Origin of the sequence: Bradyrhizobium sp. HKCCYLS3013 (assembly GCF_051167615.1) — a bacterium.
GTDB lineage: Bacteria > Pseudomonadota > Alphaproteobacteria > Rhizobiales > Xanthobacteraceae > Bradyrhizobium.
Map to the genome: position 1 here is coordinate 542,285 of NZ_JBNPTK010000002.1, position 20,463 is coordinate 562,747.

General features: G+C 65.9%; 21 protein-coding genes and 1 tRNA gene. 12 read left to right on the top strand and 10 right to left on the bottom strand.

Annotated elements, in window-relative coordinates:
• Nucleotides 1-49: 49 nt before the first annotated feature.
• From ACQR1F_RS06640 to ACQR1F_RS06655, 4 genes are all read right to left on the bottom strand, one after another.
• Nucleotides 50-1,273, bottom strand: a complete 1,224-nt coding sequence (locus ACQR1F_RS06640) for an ABC transporter substrate-binding protein (RefSeq protein ID WP_315800349.1) — start codon at nt 1,271-1,273, stop codon at nt 50-52.
• Nucleotides 1,274-1,363: 90 nt separating this feature from the next.
• Nucleotides 1,364-2,110, bottom strand: a complete 747-nt coding sequence (locus ACQR1F_RS06645; RefSeq protein ID WP_315800350.1) for an ABC transporter ATP-binding protein — start codon at nt 2,108-2,110, stop codon at nt 1,364-1,366.
• Nucleotides 2,103-2,858, bottom strand: a complete 756-nt coding sequence (locus ACQR1F_RS06650) for an ABC transporter ATP-binding protein (RefSeq protein ID WP_315800351.1) — start codon at nt 2,856-2,858, stop codon at nt 2,103-2,105. The genes ACQR1F_RS06645 and ACQR1F_RS06650 overlap by 8 nt, the downstream gene beginning before the upstream one ends.
• 275 nt (nt 2,859-3,133) lie before the next feature.
• Nucleotides 3,134-3,490, bottom strand: a complete 357-nt coding sequence (locus ACQR1F_RS06655; protein WP_434912706.1) for an ArsC family reductase — start codon at nt 3,488-3,490, stop codon at nt 3,134-3,136.
• 218 nt (nt 3,491-3,708) lie between these two features.
• Here ACQR1F_RS06655 and ACQR1F_RS06660 point away from each other — a divergent pair, with 218 nt between their 5' ends.
• Nucleotides 3,709-3,909: a hypothetical protein gene (locus ACQR1F_RS06660; RefSeq protein ID WP_315800353.1), complete on the top strand. Its 201-nt coding sequence runs from the start codon at nt 3,709-3,711 to the stop codon at nt 3,907-3,909.
• 122 nt (nt 3,910-4,031) lie between these two features.
• On the opposite strand, the gene ACQR1F_RS06665 is transcribed toward ACQR1F_RS06660, so the two are convergent.
• Nucleotides 4,032-4,622, bottom strand: a complete 591-nt coding sequence (locus ACQR1F_RS06665; RefSeq protein WP_316236662.1) for a histidine phosphatase family protein — start codon at nt 4,620-4,622, stop codon at nt 4,032-4,034.
• A gap of 107 nt (nt 4,623-4,729) precedes the next feature.
• On the opposite strand from ACQR1F_RS06665, the gene ACQR1F_RS06670 reads away from it, so the two are divergent.
• The gene (locus tag ACQR1F_RS06670; RefSeq protein ID WP_434880844.1) at nt 4,730-6,358 is read left to right on the top strand and encodes a tyrosinase family protein; all 1,629 of its coding nucleotides are present in this window, start codon (nt 4,730-4,732) and stop codon (nt 6,356-6,358) included.
• On the top strand, nt 6,355-6,774 hold the full coding sequence (locus ACQR1F_RS06675) for a hypothetical protein (RefSeq protein ID WP_316236663.1): 420 nt from the start codon (nt 6,355-6,357) through the stop codon (nt 6,772-6,774). Before ACQR1F_RS06670 ends, ACQR1F_RS06675 begins: the two co-directional genes overlap by 4 nt.
• Nucleotides 6,775-6,804: 30 nt before the next feature.
• Here the strand turns inward: ACQR1F_RS06675 and ACQR1F_RS06680 are convergent, their stop codons facing one another.
• Both ACQR1F_RS06680 and ACQR1F_RS06685 read right to left on the bottom strand, forming a co-directional pair.
• The gene (locus ACQR1F_RS06680; protein ID WP_434885647.1) at nt 6,805-7,785 is read right to left on the bottom strand and encodes an oxygenase MpaB family protein; all 981 of its coding nucleotides are present in this window, start codon (nt 7,783-7,785) and stop codon (nt 6,805-6,807) included.
• Nucleotides 7,782-8,486: a glutathione S-transferase N-terminal domain-containing protein gene (locus ACQR1F_RS06685; RefSeq protein ID WP_434880842.1), complete on the bottom strand. Its 705-nt coding sequence runs from the start codon at nt 8,484-8,486 to the stop codon at nt 7,782-7,784. The genes ACQR1F_RS06680 and ACQR1F_RS06685 overlap by 4 nt, the downstream gene beginning before the upstream one ends.
• Before the next feature lie 127 nt (nt 8,487-8,613).
• Between ACQR1F_RS06685 and ACQR1F_RS06690 the strand changes: the two genes are divergently transcribed.
• A complete protein-coding gene (locus ACQR1F_RS06690; protein ID WP_434880841.1) occupies nt 8,614-8,991 on the top strand; it encodes a hypothetical protein in 378 nt (125 codons plus the stop codon).
• Nucleotides 8,992-8,993: 2 nt separating this feature from the next.
• Here ACQR1F_RS06690 and ACQR1F_RS06695 read toward each other — a convergent pair whose 3' ends face one another.
• Together ACQR1F_RS06695 and ACQR1F_RS06700 are read right to left on the bottom strand one after the other, a co-directional pair.
• On the bottom strand, nt 8,994-9,221 hold the full coding sequence (locus tag ACQR1F_RS06695) for a hypothetical protein (protein WP_316180996.1): 228 nt from the start codon (nt 9,219-9,221) through the stop codon (nt 8,994-8,996).
• Nucleotides 9,222-9,300: 79 nt separating this feature from the next.
• The gene (locus tag ACQR1F_RS06700; RefSeq protein WP_434912707.1) at nt 9,301-10,380 is read right to left on the bottom strand and encodes an Acg family FMN-binding oxidoreductase; all 1,080 of its coding nucleotides are present in this window, start codon (nt 10,378-10,380) and stop codon (nt 9,301-9,303) included.
• A 1,142-nt stretch (nt 10,381-11,522) separates the two neighbouring features.
• Between ACQR1F_RS06700 and ACQR1F_RS06705 the strand changes: the two genes are divergently transcribed.
• A tRNA-OTHER gene (locus tag ACQR1F_RS06705) sits at nt 11,523-11,597 on the top strand.
• A 316-nt stretch (nt 11,598-11,913) separates the two neighbouring features.
• Nucleotides 11,914-13,254, top strand: a complete 1,341-nt coding sequence (locus tag ACQR1F_RS06710; RefSeq protein WP_434912708.1) for a TROVE domain-containing protein — start codon at nt 11,914-11,916, stop codon at nt 13,252-13,254.
• A gap of 84 nt (nt 13,255-13,338) precedes the next feature.
• Here ACQR1F_RS06710 and ACQR1F_RS06715 read toward each other — a convergent pair whose 3' ends face one another.
• A complete protein-coding gene (locus ACQR1F_RS06715) occupies nt 13,339-14,319 on the bottom strand; it encodes a glycerophosphodiester phosphodiesterase family protein (protein ID WP_434912709.1) in 981 nt (326 codons plus the stop codon).
• A gap of 195 nt (nt 14,320-14,514) precedes the next feature.
• Here ACQR1F_RS06715 and ACQR1F_RS06720 point away from each other — a divergent pair, with 195 nt between their 5' ends.
• The 6 genes from ACQR1F_RS06720 to ACQR1F_RS06745 all read left to right on the top strand — a co-directional run bounded on the left by ACQR1F_RS06720 (nt 14,515) and on the right by ACQR1F_RS06745 (nt 19,992).
• Nucleotides 14,515-15,894 carry a 3' terminal RNA ribose 2'-O-methyltransferase Hen1 gene (locus ACQR1F_RS06720; RefSeq protein WP_434912710.1) on the top strand — a complete coding sequence of 460 codons (1,380 nt, stop codon included), beginning with the start codon at nt 14,515-14,517 and terminating at the stop codon, nt 15,892-15,894.
• An 8-nt stretch (nt 15,895-15,902) separates the two neighbouring features.
• Complete coding sequence (locus tag ACQR1F_RS06725) at nt 15,903-18,464, top strand: polynucleotide kinase-phosphatase (RefSeq protein WP_434912711.1); 2,562 nt, start codon at nt 15,903-15,905, stop codon at nt 18,462-18,464.
• Between the two features lie 34 nt (nt 18,465-18,498).
• Complete coding sequence (locus ACQR1F_RS06730) at nt 18,499-18,897, top strand: hypothetical protein (RefSeq protein ID WP_434912712.1); 399 nt, start codon at nt 18,499-18,501, stop codon at nt 18,895-18,897.
• Between the two features lie 70 nt (nt 18,898-18,967).
• Nucleotides 18,968-19,330: a hypothetical protein gene (locus tag ACQR1F_RS06735; protein WP_434912713.1), complete on the top strand. Its 363-nt coding sequence runs from the start codon at nt 18,968-18,970 to the stop codon at nt 19,328-19,330.
• A gap of 118 nt (nt 19,331-19,448) precedes the next feature.
• Nucleotides 19,449-19,847, top strand: coding sequence for a hypothetical protein (locus ACQR1F_RS06740; RefSeq protein ID WP_434840040.1), 399 nt, complete (start codon nt 19,449-19,451; stop codon nt 19,845-19,847).
• Nucleotides 19,795-19,992 carry a cysteine rich repeat-containing protein gene (locus ACQR1F_RS06745; RefSeq protein ID WP_434912722.1) on the top strand — a complete coding sequence of 66 codons (198 nt, stop codon included), beginning with the start codon at nt 19,795-19,797 and terminating at the stop codon, nt 19,990-19,992. Before ACQR1F_RS06740 ends, ACQR1F_RS06745 begins: the two co-directional genes overlap by 53 nt.
• Nucleotides 19,993-20,463: the final 471 nt, after the last annotated feature.

The following is a 20,463-nucleotide window of genomic DNA, read 5'->3' on the forward strand; positions in this document are numbered from 1 at the left end:
TCCTAAAGACAGCGGTTCCGGCGGGATCAGCCGCCGGGACGGCAGCGGTTCACTTCTTCAACAAGGCGCACGCGCTCTTGTCGAGCGGTGTGAAGGCCTGGTCGCCCGGTACCGAGCCGACCAGCTTGTAGAGATCCCACGGGCCCTTGGACTCCGAGGGCTTCTTGACCTCGAACAGATACGCAGTGTGGATGGTGCGGCCGTTCGGCTGGATCTCGCCCTTGCCGAACAGCGCATCGTCGGTCGGGATCGACTTCATCTTGTCGACGATCTTGACGCCGTCATGCGGGTTCTCGCCGAGCGCCTCCAACGCCTTGAAGTAATGCATCAAGCCGGCATAGACGCCCGCCTGCACCATGGTCGGCGGCGCGCCGTTCTTCATCCGTTTGGCAAAGCGGTCCGAGAACGCGCGGGTCTGGTCGTTCATGTCCCAGTAGAAGGTCTCGGTGAAGTTGAGGCCCTGCGCGATGTCGAGCCCGATCGACTTGACGTCGGTCAGGAACAACAGCAGCGCCGCGAGCTTCTGGCCGCCCTTCGTGATGCCGAACTCGGCCGCCTGCTTGATCGAATTGGTGGTGTCGCCGCCGGCATTGGCGAGGCCGATGACCTTGGCGTTCGACGACTGCGCCTGCAGCAGGAAGGAAGAGAAGTCGGAGGTGTTGAGCGGGTGCTTGACGCTGCCGATCACCTTGCCGCCATTGGCGGTCACGACCGCCGTGGTGTCGCGCTCCAGCGCCGCGCCGAAGGCGTAGTCGGCGGTCAGGAAATACCAGGTCGAGCCGCCCGCCTTGACCAGCGCCTGGCCGGTGGTGTGCGCGAGCATGTAGGTGTCGTAGGTCCAGTGCACCGTATTGGGCGAGCACTGCGCGTTGGTGAGATCCGAGGTCGCAGCGCCCGAATTGATGTAGACGCCGTTCTTTTCCTTGACGACGTTGTTCACCGCCAGCGCCACGCCCGAGTTCGGCACGTCGACGATGACGTCGACCTTGTCGACGTCGAACCACTGCCGCGCGATCGAGGTGCCGATATCCGGCTTGTTCTGGTGATCGCCGGAGATGACGTCGATCTTCCAGCCCTTCGCGGTGAGACCGGAATCCTCGATCGCCATCTGCGCCGCGAGCGTCGAGCCGGGACCGCCTAGATCGGCATAAAGACCCGACTGATCGGACAGCGCGCCGATCTTGATGGTCTTGTCGCCGGCCGAAGCGACGCTGCCAGCGGCGAGCGTGAGTGCCGTTCCCAGCAGCAGCGACGCGATGAATTTGCTCTTCATTTCCAACTTCCAGAACTTTCCAAGACAACTGCCGAGAAAACTGCCGCAACACTAACGATCAAACCGTCGAGCCGACATCGCCGGCGCCGGTCAGACGCCGAGGTAAGTATGCAGCTTGTCCATGTTGGCCGACAGATCGGCATTGGCGAAGCCGTCGATGACCTTGCCGTGCTCGACCACGTAGTAGCGGTCAGCGACCGTCGAGGCGAAACGGAAGTTCTGCTCGACGAGGAGAATCGTGAAGCCTTCCTTCTTCAGCCGCGCGATGGTGTGGCCGATCTGCTGGATGATCACGGGCGCGAGACCCTCGGTCGGCTCGTCCAGCATCAGGAAGCTGGCGCCGGTGCGCAGGATGCGCGCGATCGCCAGCATCTGCTGCTCGCCGCCGGACAGCTTGGTGCCCTGGCTCTTCAGCCGCTCCTTCAAATTCGGGAACAGCTCGAAGATCTGATCGAGCGTCAGCCCGCCCGGCCGCACCACCGGCGGCAGCAGCAGGTTCTCGCGCACGTCGAGACTCGCGAAGATGCCGCGCTCCTCCGGGCACAGCGCAATGCCGAGCCGCGCGATCCTGTCCGAGGTCATGCGGATCAGCTGCTGACCGTTGAACTGAACCGAGCCGGTGCGCTTGCCGATGATCCCCATGATCGACTTCAGCGTCGTGGTCTTGCCGGCGCCGTTGCGCCCGAGCAGGGTGACCACCTCGCCGGCATTCACATTGAAGTTCATGCCATGGAGAATGTGGGATTCGCCGTACCAGCTCTCGAGGTTGTTGACGTCGAGAATGGTGCTGGTCGCAGCCGCCGCGCCTGGCTTCGTGGCCGTCATCACCTCAGGCATGTCCGGCTCCCAGATAGGCTTCCTTGACGCGCTCGTCCTTGGAAAGCTCTGAATACGGCCCTTCCGTCAGCACCTGCCCGCGCGTCAGCACGGTGATGGTGTCGGAGAGGTTGGCGACGACGCTGAGATTATGCTCGACCATCAGGATCGTGTATTTGGCGGAGATGCGCTTGATCAGCGCGGCGATCTTGTCGATGTCCTCGTGGCCCATGCCGGCCATCGGCTCGTCCAGCAGCATCATCTCCGGATCGAGCGCCAGCGTGGTTGCGATCTCCAGCGCGCGCTTGCGTCCATAGGGCATTTCGACCGCCGGAATATTGGCGAACTCGCTCAGGCCCACGTCGTTGAGCAGCTCGAGCGCCCGGCCGTTGAAGCGGTTCAGAACGCTCTTGGAGCGCCAGAAGTCGAACGACGAGCCATGCTGCCGCTGCAGAGCGACGCGGACGTTCTCCAGCGCGGTCAGATGCGGAAACACGGCCGAAATCTGGAACGAGCGGACCAGGCCGAGCCTTGCCACGTCGGCCGGCGCCGTCGCCGTAATGTCCTGACCCTTATAGAGAATCTTGCCGGCAGACGGCGTCAGGAACTTCGTCAGCAGGTTGAAGCACGTGGTCTTGCCGGCCCCGTTCGGGCCGATCAGCGCGTGAATGGTGCCCCGGCGGATCTTGAGCGAAACATCGCGAACGGCAAAAAATCCCGCGAATTCCTTCGTCAATCCGTGGGTCTCGAGAATGAACTCGTCAGCCAAAGATTCCCCCCAAGCCGGCGCCTTCAGCGCCTGGCCCTCGCTTCTTCCTGTACGACGGCTCTGCTGGACGGCTGGACGATTCCTCGCCGCCACCCGCGACCGCTTCGCGGCGGAATATGCCGTCAATCGAGTGAGTTAGGCAAGGCGGAAAGCTGGGCAACGACGTCGCAAGGCGGCCGGCGGACCTTGCGTTGAAATCTGCCGGTATTTCCCGTTGACATAGAATATCATGCCACCGGCATTTTCCCACACGCGCGCAGCGATCGCCGGCTCAACTACTTCGCGGCCTTCACGTCCCTGGCGTAGAGATCCGGCTTGAAGCCCACCACGCGCCGGCCGCCGAGATCGAGCACCGGGCGCTTGATCATCGACGGCTGCGCCAGCATCAGCGCGATCGCCTTGCTCTCGGTGAGTCCGTCCTTGTCCGCGTCGGGCAACTTCTTGAACGTCGTGCCGGCGCGGTTGAGCAGCACCTCCCAGCCGAGTTCGTCGCTCCACGCCTTGAGTTTAGCCTTGTCGATTCCGGCGATCTTGTAGTCGTGGAAGTCGTAAGCGACGCCGTGATCGTCGAGCCAGGCGCGCGCCTTCTTCATCGTGTCGCAGTTCTTGATTCCGTAGATCGTGATGCTCATGCCACGCGTCCTCAAACAATCGTGTCCGACGGTGATGGATGTCCCACGTTGCGACAATCGGCCCTGCATTTTGCAGTGCGATTCACCCGCTTTTGATGCGGCGGAGGCCACGCGTTCCGCGGTCGGAATTCACTCCGACCTTTGCCACGAAACTGTCGGCTGAGCATTACATTTTCTTCGCATCCCCGGCGTATCTGGCCCACGAACAGGAGACCGCGATGGGCAAGATCATGGTACGTTGTCCGCAGACCGGCCGCAGCATCGAGACGGGGATGGAAATGGACGCTGCGCGCTTTCAGCGCATGCCCGTGTTCTTCTCGCGCGCCTACTGCCCGCACTGCCGCATCTACCATGAATGGTTCGCCGCCCATGCCTGGGTCGAGGAGATCAGCGACCGCGAGCGGGTTGCGCTGGCCTGACCTGACCCGCGAAAGGAAACGGCCCGCGCGATCGACCCTACCCACGCCACTGCTGCGGACGTCGCTCCAACGCACCCGTCCGCTGGAGATCTCCCTGGAGCAGGCGAAACGCGATCGGGTGCTCAATCGTCTTTCGGATCGCCTTTCAACGGCGTGTTGGAATCGCCCGGCATCAGGCAGGGACACAGCTCTGTAAACTTGAAATCGGCCTCGCCCGCGGCGCGGTCGAAGCGCAGCACGACATCGAAGCGTTTGCCGGACCAGTGGGTCGGCAACTGGCCTTCATTGCTCACCGGCAGCCGCGGCAGGATGTCGGAGATGATCGCCTTGTGCTCCCACGCCACCAGCACGGTGCCGGACAGCGGCAGCAGGGCTTCGACCAGCGCCGCCTCCTGCCCCTTCGCAAAGGACGTGTTCGGCTTGTCGAGCCCGATGCGCGCCGCGAGCTCGAGCACCGTCTCGTACGGCCGGCGGCTCGGGTCGGAGCCGTCCTTGGTGCTGTCGGGATCGGCGGCATAGACCGCCTGCGGTGTCGGATAGTCCGTGCCGCCCAGCCCGCTGCCGAACAGCGCGGTCCACGCCCCTGCCCGCTCCCAGCCGAAGATCACCAGCGACTTCGAATCCGGCTTGCCCGTGTGGGTCAGGCCCGGGCCTGTCGTGTCGCCGTCAGGCTTCTCGGCATGACGGATGATCAGCAGCGTCAGCGCGTTCATCGGCAACCCTCTCGGGCGGCATCATACGGCCATCACACGGAATTGCTACTTGAGATTGCAATCGTGAGAACGCAACATGGCGTTTTTCCAACCAGGATTCATTTCAGATGAGCATGGGATTGCGACAGACCCGCCGAACGTTCCTGGCGACGGCCGCGATGGCGGCAGCCGGCACCGTCATCTCGCCGAGACCAGGCCACGCCGCCGCGAAATATCGCCGCCACAACGTCACCAGCGCGGAAGGCCAGAAGATGCTCGCGAGCTACGCCAAGGGCGTCGCCGCCATGCTGCAGCTTCCCGCAAACCATCCGCAGAACTGGTTCCGCAACGCGTTCATTCATCTGATGGACTGCCCGCACGGCAATTGGTGGTTCTATGTCTGGCATCGCGGCTATCTCGGCTATTTCGAGCAATCGATCCGCGCGCTCAGCGGCGACGACAGTTTCGCCCTGCCCTATTGGGACTGGACCGAGCTGCCGGAAATTCCTGCCGGCATGTTCGACGGCGTGCTGACGCCGACCGACAAGGCGTATCAGCCGTTCACCGGGAATCTCGCGGTCTTCACCTCGTTCATCAAGCCGGCGCTGACGGATTACTGGAACGGCCTGTCGAAGGACCAGCGCGGCCAGCTCGAGATCCGCGGCTACAAGTCGATCGACGATCTCTGGAACGACGTCACCGGCTTCTCGCCGTCCGCCAATGCCGGCATCTCCGGCAATGAGGCATTCGCGACCACCTGCGCCTCACGCTATCTGTCGCGCGACAATCCGAAGCTCGATGCCAAGACCACCTACGACGTCTCGCCGTTCGTGATCATGGCGGGCCTTCTGCCGACCGACTTCTACAACCCCGACAACTATCTGAGCTTCACCAGCTCGAAAACCGCTTCACACAACACCCAGCCGAATGGCGCGACCAAGTTCTCGACCTTGGAAGGTCTGCCGCACAACAAGGTCCACAACTACATCGGCGGTGTCGGCCCGCTCGATCCCGGCCCCTATGGCAACATGACCAATTTCCTGTCGCCGGTCGATCCGATCTTCTTCCTGCATCATTCGAACATGGACCGGCTCTGGGATGTCTGGACACGCAAGCAGCAGCGGCTCAAGCTACCCTACCTGCCGCAGGGGGCCGACCTGAAGACATTCTCGGACGAGCCGTTCCTGTTCTACGCCGATGGCAAGGGCGGCTATGTCGGCCCCAGCAAGGCCGGCGACTACATCTCGACCGACCGCTTCGACTACGATTATGCGCCGGGTTTCGGCGAGGACATCGTGGGTCCGCCCGCGGTCGCCTCGGCGCCGCAGATCAAGCCGCAGCAGGGCTCGGTCAAGGCCAATGCGGGCACGGTGAAGATTCCTGGCGACGCGCTCGAAGCGCACCTCGCGGCAACGCGGCCGCAGCCGCTGATGGCGCAGATCACGCTGCCCCGCCCGAGCGGCTATTCGACCGTGCGCGAGTTCGACGTCCTGGTGAACGCGCCCGCCAACGTCACCAAGGTCACGGCTGACAGCCCGTATTATGCAGGCACCATCGCCTTCTTCGGATCGATGATGCCGGGCATGGCCATGACCATGGATGCGACCTTCGCGGTGCCGCTGCCGACGAAGCAGGAGGCGTTCTCCGCCCTGCGGGCCGCGCCCAACCAGCCGCTGAGCATCCGCGTCGTGCCTTCGGGCGGCGTCGGCACCGCGCCGACCCTGAAAGCGCTCTCGGTCGGACCGCTGCGCCGATGAACGGCAGGCGCGCCGCGCTGCGGGCCTGCGCCGTGCTGCTCTGTACCGTGCTGCTCTATACCTTGCTGCGACCGGCCTCGTCCTTGGCGGCGGAGCCCTTCAGAGCGGTCGATCTGGTCGTGCCGCGGCCATTGGATGCGAGCGACGCTGCGGTCGTCGAGATCAGCCTGGGCGCACTGGGGCGAGGCCAGGAGGTGACGGTGACGACCGCATCCGGGATGCCGCTCGGGACCATCTCGCCATTCGGCCTTCGCACTGGTGCGGAGGCCGGGACCTATGCGCTCCCGGTGCCGAAGGAGGCCATCGAGGGCGGACGGCTGTCGATCCGCCTCAGCATCAGCCAACCCGGCGGCAGCCGCGCGCCGACGCCGCAGGAGGTTCGCGGCATCACGCTCAAGCTCGCTCCACGGCCGTGATCCGTCATCGGCGCCGCAAGCGCGCCGGTCTCAGAGCGTCCCGCTCCGCGCACGGTCCGCACGCGGCTCGAACGGGCTCGCCATGCTGGGCTGTCCGATCCAGGCGCGGTTGAGCAGCCGTGTGAACGGCGGACACGTCGTCCCCTCGATGCGCGCCATCGCCTCCTGATAGGGGCCAACGGTACGCAATCTCTCCGGCAGCAACGCGTAGGCGCGTGGCAGAAACCGTTTGGCCCGCGCCGCGCTGCGGCGTTCGCGCTCGCCATAGGGCAGCGCGAAAGCAAGGCGCAGCCGCTCCGGCAGCATCTCGGCCGTCAGCGCCGTGAACCAGCGCGGCGGTGCGATCCACGTCGCCTCGCCCGAGAAGATGCGTTGCGCGATGTCGCGCGCGGCCGTGCCAACCGTGAGCGTCTCCGACGCCATCATCTCGGCCGCATAGACCTTGAACGACGTCCAGTCCGGCGGCATGGCCTCGTGTGGAATTCCGAACAGGCCCGCGAACCGCATGGCCTCGCGCCAATATTGCTCGCGCTCGGCATCGCCGAGCGGCGGACACAGCAGGCCGTAGGACATCATCGCGGTCTCGACCAGGGTGGCATGGACCCAGCGCAGCGCGTCGACGTCGTTGGCGCGATAGCGCGAGCCGGCGGCGAACGGTCCGACCGTCTCCGGCATCACGCCATCGACCGCGGCGTGCCGCCTATACAGCCGCCGCGCCACCGCGACCGCCTGCGCGCGCGTGCCGAACACCATGGTGTAGACGATGCTGAAGGTGCGGTGGAAACGGCCGAGCGGATCGGCAAACACTCTGGACTGCTCGGCAATGCCGGCCGCCACCCAGGGATGGGCGAGCTGCAACAGCAGCGCGCGGCCGGCGCCGAGAAACAGCGCGGCCTCGCGATGCACGCGCCACATCACGCTGTCGGACGGCAGCACGGCGTCGCCCGGCATCGCCGGCGCGGCCAGCAGTTCGGCGATGCAACGTTCGAAATCGGCCTCGCTGACGATCACGGCCGCTGCGGGATCTCCAGCCCGCGCTGCACCGCCGGCCGCGCCAGGCCGCGCTCCAGCCAGGCCGGCACGTGCTTGAGCTCATCGAAGGCGACGATGTCGCGCGCGCCGTAGAACCCGATCAGGTTGCGCACCCAGCCGAGCGTCGCGATGTCGGCGATGGTGTAGTCGGCGTCCATGATCCACTGCCGGCCGTCGAGCCTGTTGTCGAGTACGCCGAGCAGCCGCCTGCTCTCCGCGACGTAGCGCTGCAACGGCCGCTTGTCCTCGTACTCACGGCCGGCGAATTTGTGGAAGAAGCCGAGCTGCCCGAACATCGGGCCGATGCCGCCCATCTGGAAATGCACCCACTGGATGGTCTGCCACCGCCGCGCCGGATCGTCGGGTAGAAATTTCCCGGTCTTCTCGGCAAGGTACTGCAGGATCGCGCCGGATTCGAACAGGCCGAGCGGCTTGCCGCCGGGACCGTCGGGATCGATGATCGCGGGAATCTTGCCGTTCGGATTGAGCGACAGAAATGCCGGCGTCTTCTGCTCATCCTTGCCGAAATCGATCGCATGCGGCTCGTAGGCCAGGCCGGTCTCCTCCAGCATGATCGAGACCTTCACGCCGTTCGGCGTCGGCAGTGAATAGAGCTGGATGCGGTCGGGATGCCGCGCCGGCCAGCGCGCGGTGATCGGGAAGCTGGAGAGATCGGACATGATGGCTTTTTGCTCGCGCTGTCTCGTTGAGAGCTCAATCTAAGCCCGTGAACCGCCGCTGCAAGGTTCGATGCGGAACTGGCCGCGGCCGGCGATCTTATGTTGCTGCATCGTGCAGAAGGCCAGCATGCCGAGCCCGACCTACCGATTGATCATGCAGGCGATGCTCTCGCGCCAGCAGATTCTGTGCATCTATGGCGGCTTCGCCCGCGCGATCTGCCCGATCATCCTCGGCCACACCGCCGGCCGCGAGCGCGTGCTCGCGTTCCAGTTCGCGGGCGGCGCGAGCAGCGGCCTGCCGCCGGGCGGCCAATGGAAGTGCTTCGATGTCGCCGACATGAGCGAGGTCGAGCTGCGCCAGGGGCGCTGGCATTCCGGGCGCAGCCACCGCCGGCCGCAATATTGCGTCGCCGAGGTCGAGCTCGACGTCAATCCGGACAGCCCCTACGAGCCGAAACGACCGATCGCGACAGCGCAGCGCGGCAAGCTCCGGCGCAAGCGCTGACGCTACTGCGGCTCGCGCAGGCGCACGCGCAGCAGTGCCGGCAGCTTCGAGGTGGCGTCGTGCTGCGCGAGCTTGGCCGCGACGCGGCGCATCAGCGACGACGCGCCCTGCCTGGCAAACACCTTGATGCCGCGATAGCTGAAATCCACCACCACCTCGTGATGGCGCATGCCCTTGCCGCCCTTGACCAGGCCAAGGTCGCGCACCAGGCAATAATGCCCGTCGCTCATGCGTGCCAATCGGGTGTTCTCGAACATGCAGCGAAGCAATGCACCGAGTCGCAAATCCGTCAAGATTGACAGGAACGACTCATGAACCCAGCACGTCGGCAACGCGCCGCCGCGGCGCAAACGGCAGCGCCGGCCCGTAGCCGAAGCGCAGCACGAGATCCGGCCGCCTCGTCGTTCCGACCACGCGCGCCAGCTCTGGCCGCAACGCGGCGACTTCGACCGGCTGGTTGACGAAGGCGAGCTTCAGCCCCAGCCGCGTCGCTTCGAGCGCGAAGCGCTGGCACGCCTGCCCGGCCCTGATCCAATGCGAGGCGTCGGCCTGCTCGGCGGTGAACACGGCGACACCGGCCGATGAGCTGATCTGCCCCGCATATCTGTCGTTCTCCGATGCTGCATTGAAGAGCTGATCGAAGGCGAGGCCACCGAGCGCGGTCGGCAATGACGGATTGCCGCTGGCCGCCGCGAACAGGCCGTCGCCCGTCTCCATCGCGCTCCGCGGATTGAACCGCAGCCAGCTCTTCAGCTCGCGCAAGAACGCGGCATCGTGCATCTGCGCGTCGTTGCCGGCGACCACGAGATCGCGGATGGCAGCGATCACGGCGGGAGCCGTGATGATCGCGAGATCGACGCCTGGCATCGCCGAGGCCGCCTGCAGCGCGGCGAGATCGCCTGGCGGCACCGCTCGTCCGTCATACTCCGCGCGCGTCGACTGCCTGCGGACGATGGCCGCAAGCCGCGCATCGTCATGCGCCGTGCCGTTCGTGAAGCTGTACCGCACCATCCGGCCGTCGCTGCTGATCTCGCCCGGACGGCCGCTCGCATCGGCGGCGATCGCGAGATTGGCGGCCGCGCAGCCGAGGCTGACGAACAGATGATGGTCGTCCGGATCAACCACCGGCGTGCGGCGTGACGGATCGGGCATGATCTCGATCGCATCCCGCGTCACGCGAAAGCGCCACGGCTGCGTGTTGTGGCTGTTGGCCGCGAGCGTCGCGTAACGGATGACATCGGTGATGTCGGACGACAACGGCGCGCGCAACCGGGCACTATAGTCGTCATATGCGCGCATCGTGCCGGTCGCGGCGCGCCAGGAGCCGGCGCCGAGCGCGGCCGCTGCAAGCGCGCTGCCGCCTCCTATCAGGACCCGCCGTCGGTTCATGACTCTGCGCCCGCAATTCTCGCCGCATCTCGATATGCTCACGATAAGCATGCTCCGCATCGGCGCGTTGTTGCAGATCAAGGCCTCCGCAGCAGCCGGCAAAACATCAACGCCATGCTGTTGACAGCACCAACAAAGCGGCGTATGTCCCGCGGCCTCGCGAGCGACTGCGCCCGCGACAAACATGAGCGAGACGATGTCCTTCGGCTACGAACACTTCATCCGCACGTCCAACGGCGTCATGCCGGTGGATGGCGCGCGCCGTGCTCGGGGGAGCGATCTTGCTTGAGGCAAGATCAACAGTCCGCATCACACGGACCCTCCCGAGCCCGCCGCTCCGGAGGGTTTTTTGTTGCCCTCACGTGAGCCGGCTGCACGGCGAACAACCAGATGTCCCGGCCTCGAGCCGGAACGGGAGACCCGGATCCCGGGGCTCGCGCAGGTGATGCGCGTGGCCTGCGCGCGCGGGGCCTGTCGGAGGGAACGAGGCGGCAACGCCGGACACCGATGACAGAGCGAGCTCCCTGGAGCTCGCAACACGCGGCGCCGTGCAGCGCCGCAGACAAGCCAATTGAATTCCCGGCCGTTCGCAGCCGGGAGCTGCTGGTGGTGAAGATCGCGGCTCCTTCGCGCCAATGCGGCCGCGCGCCGCCTTCGATCGATCGTACCGTGGAATCCGTCAAGCGAGATGGGTGAGTCGCGGGTTGCGGCGAGGCTGATGCCAAGCCTGCGTTTCGATCGTCGTATCGCCGTGATCGCCCGTTCCCCAGCATGCCATCAATGCCGCCCGGCCGCATCCCGCAGTCGTGCGGCCAAGGCGGTGGTGAAGATGCCTGTTACTTCGTTGAAACCGAGCGCCCCACTGGGGCAGCAACAGCATCACCCATTCCCCGCCGAACTCATTCGCGAGCCGTGGTGAAGATGACTGTTACTTCGCCTTCCACGCCAGAGGTCGCGGGTTCGAATCCCGCCCGGCGTCATGCCGGTAGCTTAGAGGTCAGAGCGCTGTCCGGGCCATGCAAGTGGCCCGGGTCTCAGTCATCGCCCGTTCCCGGCTCGTGATCCATCTCAACCGGTGGCCGTCCGCCAACAGGCGGTCACGTCGTTACGGCGCAGCTGCTGGCTGTGCCGCCGTCTTCCACGCGCCGTGGTGAAGAGTGCTGATACTTCGATTGCTAATCGAGAGGTCGTGGGTTCGACTCCCATCCGGCGTTCCACGCGCCGGTAGCTCAGCGGCAGAGCACTATCCGCTCCACGCGAGTGAAGCGGAACTCAGCATTCGCCCGTTCCCGGCGCGTGGTCCGTCTCGGTGCGCGGTCGTCTCTGACGAGGCGGTCGCGTACCGGCCGGTGGTGAAGAGCGCTGTTACTTCGGGGCCACAAGGCTGGAGGTTCGACTCCTCTCGAACGACGGGCTGATCTTCAGCCCGGGTTCGAAGCTCGTCGGATCGAGCGTGTGGCTGCCAGCAATGGCAGGTCAGCCTCGCCCCTTCCCCGGCACGTCCATCCATCATCAACCCAAGAGGAGGCCATCATGGTCAGGCTCAACAAGGTCCTGCGCGCCTTCACCCATGAGGGTGCGCCGTCCCGGCAACTCGCGCCTGCGCAGGCGCTGCAGCGCACGCTGATGAGCTGCCTGCTGTGGGAAGACCAGTTCTACGAGGACGGGGTTGGAATCGCCGACCGCGTCAAGGCGCTGGTGCCGTTGGTCGAGCCGCGCGAGGTGGCTCAGCTCGCGGTCCGTGCCCGCGAGGAGATGAAGCTGCGGCATGCGCCGCTGCTCGTCGCCCGCGAGATGGCGCGGCTGCCCTCGCACCGTGCGCTGGTCGCCGAGACGCTGGCGCGCATCATCCAGCGGCCGGACGAGATGACCGAGCTGCTGGCGATCTACTGGGCGGACGCTCTCGGTCCGCAGCAGCAGCGCAAGCGGCAGCCGGTCTCGGCGCAGGTCAAGAAGGGGCTGGCGAAGGCGTTCGCGAAGTTCGACGCCTATCAGCTCGCGAAGTATGACCGCGAGGGGCCGGTGCGGCTCCGCGACGTCCTGTTCCTGGTTCACGCCAGGCCGAAGGACGCCGCGCAGGAGGCGGTGTGGAAGCAGCTCGTCGATGGCGGGCTGCCCGCGCCCGACACCTGGGAGGTCGCTCTCTCGGCCGGTGCGGATAAGCGTGGGAGCTTCGAGCGGCTGCTCTCAGAGAAGCGGCTCGGTGCGCTGGCGCTGCTGCGCAACCTGCGACTGATGCAACAGGCCGGAGTGCCGCGGGCGATCATCGCGGCCGCGATCGAGACGATGCGGACGGACCGGATCCTGCCGTATCGGTTCATCACGGCGGCCCGGCGCGCGCCGGACTTCGAGCCCGAGCTCGAGGCCGCGATGCTCCGATCGATCAAGGGCTACCAGCGGCTTCCGGGCCGCACGCGGCTCTTGATCGACGTCTCCGGCTCGATGTTCGCATCGCTGTCGGCGAAGTCGGAGATGACGCGCGCGGACGCGGCGTGCGGGCTGGCGATCCTGGCCCGCGAGGTCTGCGACGAGGTGGAGATCTTCACGTTCAGCAATGAGGTCGTGAAGGTGCCGCCGCGGCGTGGCTTTGCGCTGCGCGATGCGATCCTCGGGTCGCAGCCGCATTCCGGGACCTATCTCGGCCGTGCGGTCGGCGAGGTCGACCGCAAGGGCGACCGCCTGATCGTCTTCACCGACGAGCAGAGCCACGATGCGGTGCCGCCGCCCAGGGCGCGCGGGACCGTGGTCAACGTGGCGTCGTACCAGCACGGGGTCGGCTACGGGCCCTGGACGCGGGTCGACGGCTTCTCCGAGGCCGTGATCGCCTGGATCGCGGCGCAGGAGGAGACTCTGCGCGGCGCGACCCTGCACTGACGACAACAGACCCGGACGCGTCACAGACGCGCCCGGGTCTTCCGTTAACCAGGCACATTCGGCGGCGACTTGCGCTGCTTGGCTTCAAGGCGTCTGCTTCAGCAGCGGCGCCACGGTTTCGATTTCGTCGGTCATGACGCCGCCGGTAAAGTTCTTGGGCAACCTGGCGATGTCGTCCCGTGTGTCCAGCCCGGCCGAGAACGCCTCACCACTATAGGAGCCGAGGACGAAGACGCTGCTTTCGGCGCGTGTCATGCGCGCGAGGAATCGATCCGGCCAGCCCCACAGCCACGGCGCGACATTGATCGGGACCAGCACCATCATGTTGTGGCACGCGGACGGCACCAGGCCGGTCCAGCCATAGCCGAGATAACGGACCAGGCAGCTCTTCAGCATGCCGCGCGACATGACCTTGAGATCCGGCAGAGACGCCCTGAGCGTCGCGATCGGCGCGTCGCCGCCATAGACCATCAGTCGCGCCCGTCGCGCGCCTGGCAAGCGCGCCAGAGCATCCGCCAGCAGTCGGCCTTCCGCCGGATCATTGCTCTTGACGTTGATCAGGAAAGGCTTGTCCGGAAAGGCTGCGAGCACCTCGTCCAGCGACGGCATCAGGCCGACGCCCTTTCCGCGGAATGGAAACGTGCGCCCACCATCGGCGGTGTAGCCATAACCGATGTCGAGCTGCCGCAACGCCGTCATCGCATGCTCGCGCGTGACGCCCTTGCCATCGGTGCGACAGTCGAGCGTCCAGTCATGGAACACCGCGAACTGGCCATCGGTGGTTCGGTGCACGTCGAATTCCACGATATCGGCGCCGGCCAGAAAGCTGGCGCGCATCGAGGCGATGGTGTTCTCGAGATACTCATGCGTCGGCGGCAGCATCCGCGCCGCGGTGCAGGTTTCGCTCGTCAGGCCGGTGCGATCGAACTGCTGTGACATCCCTCGATGAGCCAGGAGATGCAGCCGCCCAGCCTCCTTTGTCACCTGCAGATTGGCGTTGTTGAAGAACATGAAGCCGGCGCAGATCAGCACCAGCAGCCCGGCGATTTTCATGACTCTGCTCATGCGATGTCAATTCCATGATGATTCGAGCCGAATTGCGTCCCTGCCCTCGTTCTCCGCAAGAGTCGTCCTGCGGAGATGGCGCACCTTTTGTCCAGCGCTCCCAGAGCCGATGCGAAAGCGAATGCGAGAACGGCCACCGCCAAACTTTGGCTTCGAAGCACTGGATCGTTGTTTCCTCATCCGGTATCTGACCTCATGTACCTGTCCATCGCCACCACCCATCAGCCTGCCACCGATCTCGGCTACCTGCTCAACAAGCATCCGGAGCGACTGCACGAGCTCGCGCTCACCTATGGCAAGGCGTTGATCTTCTATCCCGAGGCCAGCAATGATCGCTGCGAGGCGGCGCTGGTGCTCGACGTCGATCCAATCGGCCTCGTCCGTGGCAACGGTCAGGGCGACGGGCTGCTCGATCAATATGTCAACGACCGCCCCTATGCCGCGTCGTCGTTCCTTTCGGTCGCGCTCAACAAGGCGTTCCGGACGGCGATGAACGGCGTCAGCAGTGCGCGCCAGGAGCTTGCCGACAGCGCCATCGCGCTGGAGGCGGTCGTGACACCCCTGCCCCTGCGCGGCGGCGAAACCGTGCTGCGGCAGCTGTTCGAGCCGCTGGGCTGGCAGGTCGAGGTCGCGCCTATCGCCGGACCGCAGGGCGATCCCACCAGCCGCTACGTGCGACTGACGTTGCGCGGCACCGCCAGGCTCAGCGCGCTGCTCAACCATCTCTACGTGCTGATCCCCGTCATGGACGATGCCAAGCACTACTGGGTCGGCGACGAGGAGATCGACAAGCTGCTCAAGCGCGGCGAAGGCTGGCTCGACGCCCATCCCGCCAGGGAGCTGATCGTGCGCCGCTATCTGCGCCATCGCGGCGTGCTCGCGCGCGCGGCGCTGGCGCGGCTTGCACCGGAGACGCAGGACGAGACCGCCGAGCCCGAAGCGCGCAGCGAGTCAGAGGAGAAATTGGAAGCGCCGACCCGGCTCAACGACCTGCGCATGGCGGCGGTCGTCGACGCGCTGCGCGCCACGGGCACCAAGACCATCGCCGATCTCGGCTGCGGCGAAGGCAAGCTGCTGCAGCTTCTGGTGCGCGAACGCTGGGTCAACAGGCTGATCGGGCTCGACGCCGCTGCCGGCGAGCTGGAACGCGCGGCCAAGCGGCTCAAGCTGAGCCTGCTTGGCGGGCCGCCCGAGGGGCGAGTCACGCTCCTGCACGGCTCGCTGACCTATCGCGATGCGCGCTGGGCGGAGGCCGATGCCGCGGCTCTGGTCGAGGTGATCGAGCATCTCGATCCGGACCGGCTGCCGATGGTCGAGCGCGTCGTGTTCGGCGCCGCGCGGCCGCGCGTGGCGATCGTGACCACGCCGAACGCCGACTACAACACGCTTTTTCCGAGCTTGCCCGCAGGGCAGTTCAGACATCGCGACCATCGCTTCGAATGGTCGCGCGCCGAGTTTGCCGATTGGACGCAGCGCATCTGCGCCGCGTTTGGCTATCAGGTCGCCCTCTCCGGCATCGGCCACAATGACGAGACCCATGGCGCGCCCACCCAGATGGCAGTCTTCACCCGCTGAGCAATTCCATGAACATCGACATTCCCGACTTCGCGCTGGTCGTGCTGATCGGCTCGACCGGCTCCGGCAAGTCCACCTTTGCCGCGAAGCATTTCCTCCCGACGGAGGTGATCTCCTCGGATCATTGCCGCGCACTGGTCGCCGACGACGAGACCGACCAGGGCGTCTCGACCGACGCGTTCGACATCGTCCGCGAAATTGCCGGCAAGCGGCTGAAGCACCGCAGGCTCGCCGTCATCGACGCCACAAATGTGCGCCCTGCCGACCGGAAGGGCTGGGTCGAGCTCGCGCGCAAATGGCATGCGCTGCCGGTCGCGATCGTGTTCGATCCCGGCATCGACGTCTGCATCGACAGAAACAGGACGCGTCCCGAGCGCGCCTTCGGCGGCCCCGTCGTGCAGCGCATGGTCTCGGAGATCCGCCGCGGCATCAGTGGCCTGCAGCGCGAAGGCTTTCGCCAGGTGTGGAAGCTCGACAGCGTCGCGCGCATCGAGGCCGCCACCATTGCGCGGCAGCCGCTGTGGACGGACAAGCGCCACGATGCCGGACCGTTCGACATCATCGGTGACGTCCATGGCTGCGCGGCCGAATTGCAGGCGCTGCTGGCGAAGCTCGGCTATCAGGTCACATGGAGCGACACAGAGGGTCGACGCGCCGTCGCAGTGACGCCGCCCGCGGGCCGCAAGCTCGTCTTCGTCGGCGACCTCGTCGACCGCGGCCCGCAATCACCCGATGTGCTGCGCATCGTCATGAGCATGGTGGCGGCCGGCACCGCCTATGCCGTGCAGGGCAATCACGACCGCAAATTCCAGCGCTGGCTGGCGGGCCGCAAGGTCACGATCGCGCACGGCCTGCAGGCCACGATCGATCAGCTCGCCAGCGAGGAGCGAAGCTTCCGCGACACTCTGCCGGGCTTTCTCGACGGGCTGCGCAGCCATGTCTGGCTCGACGGCGGCCGGCTCGCGGTGGCGCATGCCGGGCTGAAGGAGGAGATGATCGGCCGCGGCTCCGGCGCAGTGCGCGAATTCGCGCTGTATGGCGAAACCACCGGCGAGATCGACGAATTCGGCCTGCCCTTGCGCGCCGACTGGGCCGCGAACTACCGCGGACCGACCACCGTGGTCTACGGTCACACGCCGGTGCGATCAGCCGAATGGGTCAACAACACCATGTGCATCGACACCGGCTGCGTGTTCGGCGGCCGGCTGACAGCGCTGCGCTGGCCGGAGCGTGAGCTCGTCGAGGTCGAGGCCGAGCGCGTCTGGTGCGAGCCGGTCCGTCCGCTCGCGCCTCGCGCCGGCAGCGCCTCCGCGCAGGCCGAGGCCGATCAGCTGCTCGATATCGATGACGTGAGCGGCCGCCGCTGGATCGACACCACGCTGCGCGGCCGCATGGTCGTGGCCGAGGAGAACGCGGCCGCCGCGCTGGAGGTGATGAGCCGCTTCGCGCTGCCGCCGCAATGGCTGGTCTATCTGCCGCCGACCATGTCGCCATCGGAGACGAGCGCGCGCGACGGTTGGCTGGAACGGCCCGAGGAGGCGTTCGCGCATTTCCGCGCCCGCAACGTTGCCGAGGTCGTGTGCGAGGAGAAGCACATGGGCTCGCGCGCCGTCATTGCGCTATGCAACAGCGCCGATGTTGCCAGGGCCCGCTTCGGCATCGCAGGCGACGAGAGCGGCGCGATCTGGACCCGCACCGGCCGCGCCTTCTTCAACGATGCCGCGATGACCGAGGCGCTGCTGGCACGGCTGCGTGACGCTGTCGACAGCGCCGGCCTGTGGCAGGAGCTGCAATCCGACTGGCTGCTGCTCGACGCCGAGATCATGCCCTGGTCGGCCAAGGCCGGCAGCCTGATCGAGAGCCAGTACGCGCCGGTCGCGGCGTCATCGGTCGCCGGCCTCGAAGCAGCAGCCGACGCAGTGGCGCGCGCCGCCGCGCGTGGCCTCGATGTCGCCGCGCTCGGCGACCATTTCCGCGATCGTGTCGCGCGCGCCAAGCGCTATGGCGCTGCCTGGGCGCCTTATGTCTGGCCGGTCGGCGGCATCGACGATCTCAAGGTCGCGCCGTTTCATCTGCTCGCCAGCGAGGGCCGGGTCTGGTTCGATCAGGACCACGTCTGGCACATGACGCTCGCCGATCGGCTGGCCGCCGCATCAGCATCCGTCGTCACCCGCACGCAATGGCGCACTGTTGTGCTGGCCGACGACGCGGCCGTCGCCGACGCCATCGCGTGGTGGGAGCAGCTCACGGGAAGCGGCAGCGAAGGCATGGTGGTGAAGCCGAAAAACTTCGTCGCGCGCGGACCGAAGGGCCTCATTCAGCCGGCGCTCAAGGTGCGCGGGCCGGAATATCTGCGCATCATCTACGGCCCGGAATATGATGCGCCGGAGCACATCGTCCGGCTGCGCCAGCGAAAGCTCGAGGGCAAGCGCAACCTGGCCCTGCGCGAGTTCGCGCTCGGCCACGAGGCGCTGACCCGCTTCGTCGCCCGCGAGCCGCTGCGCCGCGTGCACGAATGCGTGTTCGCAGTTCTGGCACTGGAGAGCGAGCCGATCGATCCGCGGCTGTGAGCCGCTCAACAACCAACCACGGCGATCTTCTGCGATGTACAAGCCGGTCTTGCGCGATTGGATCTGGGCTGACGGACGCGGACCAGAGCTGCGACGAGCGCACTTTTTCGGCCACGGATTGAACTTGATCGCCATCGACTATCTGAACCCGGACTGGGCTTCCGAGGACGATATGCGACACTTGATCCTTCACAAGACTCAAGTGCATCAAGTCACCCCAGAGGAAGTCCATGACTATTCCCGTGAAACCGTCGGTTGGGGGCCCGCGATCGATCAAGCCGCCGTGGTGGACCTGGGACGATCAGCCTGGCTGATGAGCTTCTCCCAGCGGCATCTTGCCCGCTGCCGACATTTTCGCATCATGTTCTATGACGAATATGTCGACGTCATCTGCGAGAGTATCACAGCCGCCCATGGTGCCTACGCTCCGTAGTTGTGGCGCCCAGTGACGGGCGCTCTCGAGCCAAACGTGACTTTGGGCAGCCGAACTGCGGAAGGGAGCCATGGGATCGTTCATCACCAACCTCCACGTTCGCGACGCCGCACCTCGCAACGCGGTCCGTAAGAAAGCGATCGAGGCCTATCCGATGATTGCCGCCAAGATGCCGAATCCGCCGAGCCTCGAGCAATATCTCGCCGACATCGAAAAGCGCATGGCTACAAGGCCTGCCGCAATCGTCGCCACGCCGTCCCCAGCCAGGCCGTTCATGTTTGCCGAAGACAGGTTGACGGGCCTCGCTGAGCTTCTCGGCATTCCCAGCGGACATGCACTTGATAGCTATCACTACCTCTCCGGTGGCGAGGGCACGCCCGGAATGTTGACGCTGATCGGGCCGGACGGCGAAACCGAGATCAGCTTGTCTTGAGTGCGCGGACCGGCTTCTGAGACCCGTCTCGTCATCGCAGCGCGCAGCCGCAGGGGCGTGCGAGCGAGCCGATCGAGCGGCGGGGTGAGCGTAGGACGGTGGCCTCAGGTCGACGGGGGTGAGCTTCCGCAGGGCCGCTGACATCGTCACCGATGTGCCGGCTGCCTTCGAGGAGATCGAAGCCATCGCGGTCATGCTGCTGACGCAGCAGGTATTGGTACTGCCTCTCGATGTCGGCGATATCATCATCGTGGAGCAGCTTCCTGGCAGTCACGCCGTCTCGTCCAGGTACGATTCCCGGAACGCGACGCCGTTCCTCCGGCGCGATCCCCTTCGGCTTGATCCTGCGCAACGAACGGACGCAGGACACACGCTACCTCGCTACCGTGCCTACACCACTCCCCAAGGAGGCTTGAATGAGGACGTCCTTGCAACTCGCCATCGTCATCGCCGCCACCGCGGCCATGCCCGCTTTCGCTCAGGGAACCGGGCCGGTGGCAACGCAATGCGCCGCTGACATCCAGAGCTTCTGCTCCGGCAAGCAGCACGGCGCAGGCCAGGTTCGCGCCTGCCTCGCGACCAACCGCGAGAAAGTCTCAGCGGATTGCCGCCAGGCTCTCGACACGACGGGACCCGGCCGAGGCAAAGGCCAAAGACGCTGAGCATGCGCATCGGCTGGCCTGGCCCGGTTCCGGGCGCAGGCCAGCCGGCAACTTCCACGGCGATCCGGCCGCGCCCGGGCGAGATCGCCTGCGCCCAGACGAAGCCGATCTTCGGCGCCAAACACCAGCCTTTCCAATGCGATCGGGGTTCGCACGCCGCGTCCACGAAAATTTCGCTTTCGTTTTTCCGAATTTTATGAAATACTCCGCCTGTCCCGCCTCGCCATGAGGGGCGCTTCGCGATCGTCACGAACGTGGAGGCGGTGATGCGACGGGCGTAGGCTGCCGCAGCATGGTTCTCCGTGCGGACGAACGGCAGAATGCGCCGGCGAAATCGTGTGGTCCTGGCCTCCCGATGCTGAGGTCAAGCCGGCCGAGATGATGACCGGCTGGCGACGGGGGCAAACAAGCCGGTCCCCGGGGAGCAACTGTCTTTTTTGTAGACCGGTGATCGGCCGGCCTCAAGGCTGG

Coding starts and splice junctions, on each gene's coding strand:
- ACQR1F_RS06640 (WP_315800349.1), bottom strand. CDS start 1,273: ATGAAGAGCAAATTCATCGCGTCGCTGCTGCTGGGAACGGCACTCACG.
- ACQR1F_RS06645 (WP_315800350.1), bottom strand. CDS start 2,110: ATGCCTGAGGTGATGACGGCCACGAAGCCAGGCGCGGCGGCTGCGACC.
- ACQR1F_RS06655 (WP_434912706.1), bottom strand. CDS start 3,490: ATGAGCATCACGATCTACGGAATCAAGAACTGCGACACGATGAAGAAG.
- ACQR1F_RS06660 (WP_315800353.1), top strand. CDS start 3,709: ATGGGCAAGATCATGGTACGTTGTCCGCAGACCGGCCGCAGCATCGAG.
- ACQR1F_RS06665 (WP_316236662.1), bottom strand. CDS start 4,622: ATGAACGCGCTGACGCTGCTGATCATCCGTCATGCCGAGAAGCCTGAC.
- ACQR1F_RS06670 (WP_434880844.1), top strand. CDS start 4,730: ATGAGCATGGGATTGCGACAGACCCGCCGAACGTTCCTGGCGACGGCC.
- ACQR1F_RS06675 (WP_316236663.1), top strand. CDS start 6,355: ATGAACGGCAGGCGCGCCGCGCTGCGGGCCTGCGCCGTGCTGCTCTGT.
- ACQR1F_RS06685 (WP_434880842.1), bottom strand. CDS start 8,486: ATGTCCGATCTCTCCAGCTTCCCGATCACCGCGCGCTGGCCGGCGCGG.
- ACQR1F_RS06690 (WP_434880841.1), top strand. CDS start 8,614: ATGCCGAGCCCGACCTACCGATTGATCATGCAGGCGATGCTCTCGCGC.
- ACQR1F_RS06695 (WP_316180996.1), bottom strand. CDS start 9,221: ATGAGCGACGGGCATTATTGCCTGGTGCGCGACCTTGGCCTGGTCAAG.
- ACQR1F_RS06700 (WP_434912707.1), bottom strand. CDS start 10,380: ATGAACCGACGGCGGGTCCTGATAGGAGGCGGCAGCGCGCTTGCAGCG.
- ACQR1F_RS06710 (WP_434912708.1), top strand. CDS start 11,914: ATGGTCAGGCTCAACAAGGTCCTGCGCGCCTTCACCCATGAGGGTGCG.
- ACQR1F_RS06715 (WP_434912709.1), bottom strand. CDS start 14,319: ATGAGCAGAGTCATGAAAATCGCCGGGCTGCTGGTGCTGATCTGCGCC.
- ACQR1F_RS06720 (WP_434912710.1), top strand. CDS start 14,515: ATGTACCTGTCCATCGCCACCACCCATCAGCCTGCCACCGATCTCGGC.
- ACQR1F_RS06725 (WP_434912711.1), top strand. CDS start 15,903: ATGAACATCGACATTCCCGACTTCGCGCTGGTCGTGCTGATCGGCTCG.
- ACQR1F_RS06730 (WP_434912712.1), top strand. CDS start 18,499: ATGTACAAGCCGGTCTTGCGCGATTGGATCTGGGCTGACGGACGCGGA.
- ACQR1F_RS06735 (WP_434912713.1), top strand. CDS start 18,968: ATGGGATCGTTCATCACCAACCTCCACGTTCGCGACGCCGCACCTCGC.
- ACQR1F_RS06745 (WP_434912722.1), top strand. CDS start 19,795: ATGCCCGCTTTCGCTCAGGGAACCGGGCCGGTGGCAACGCAATGCGCC.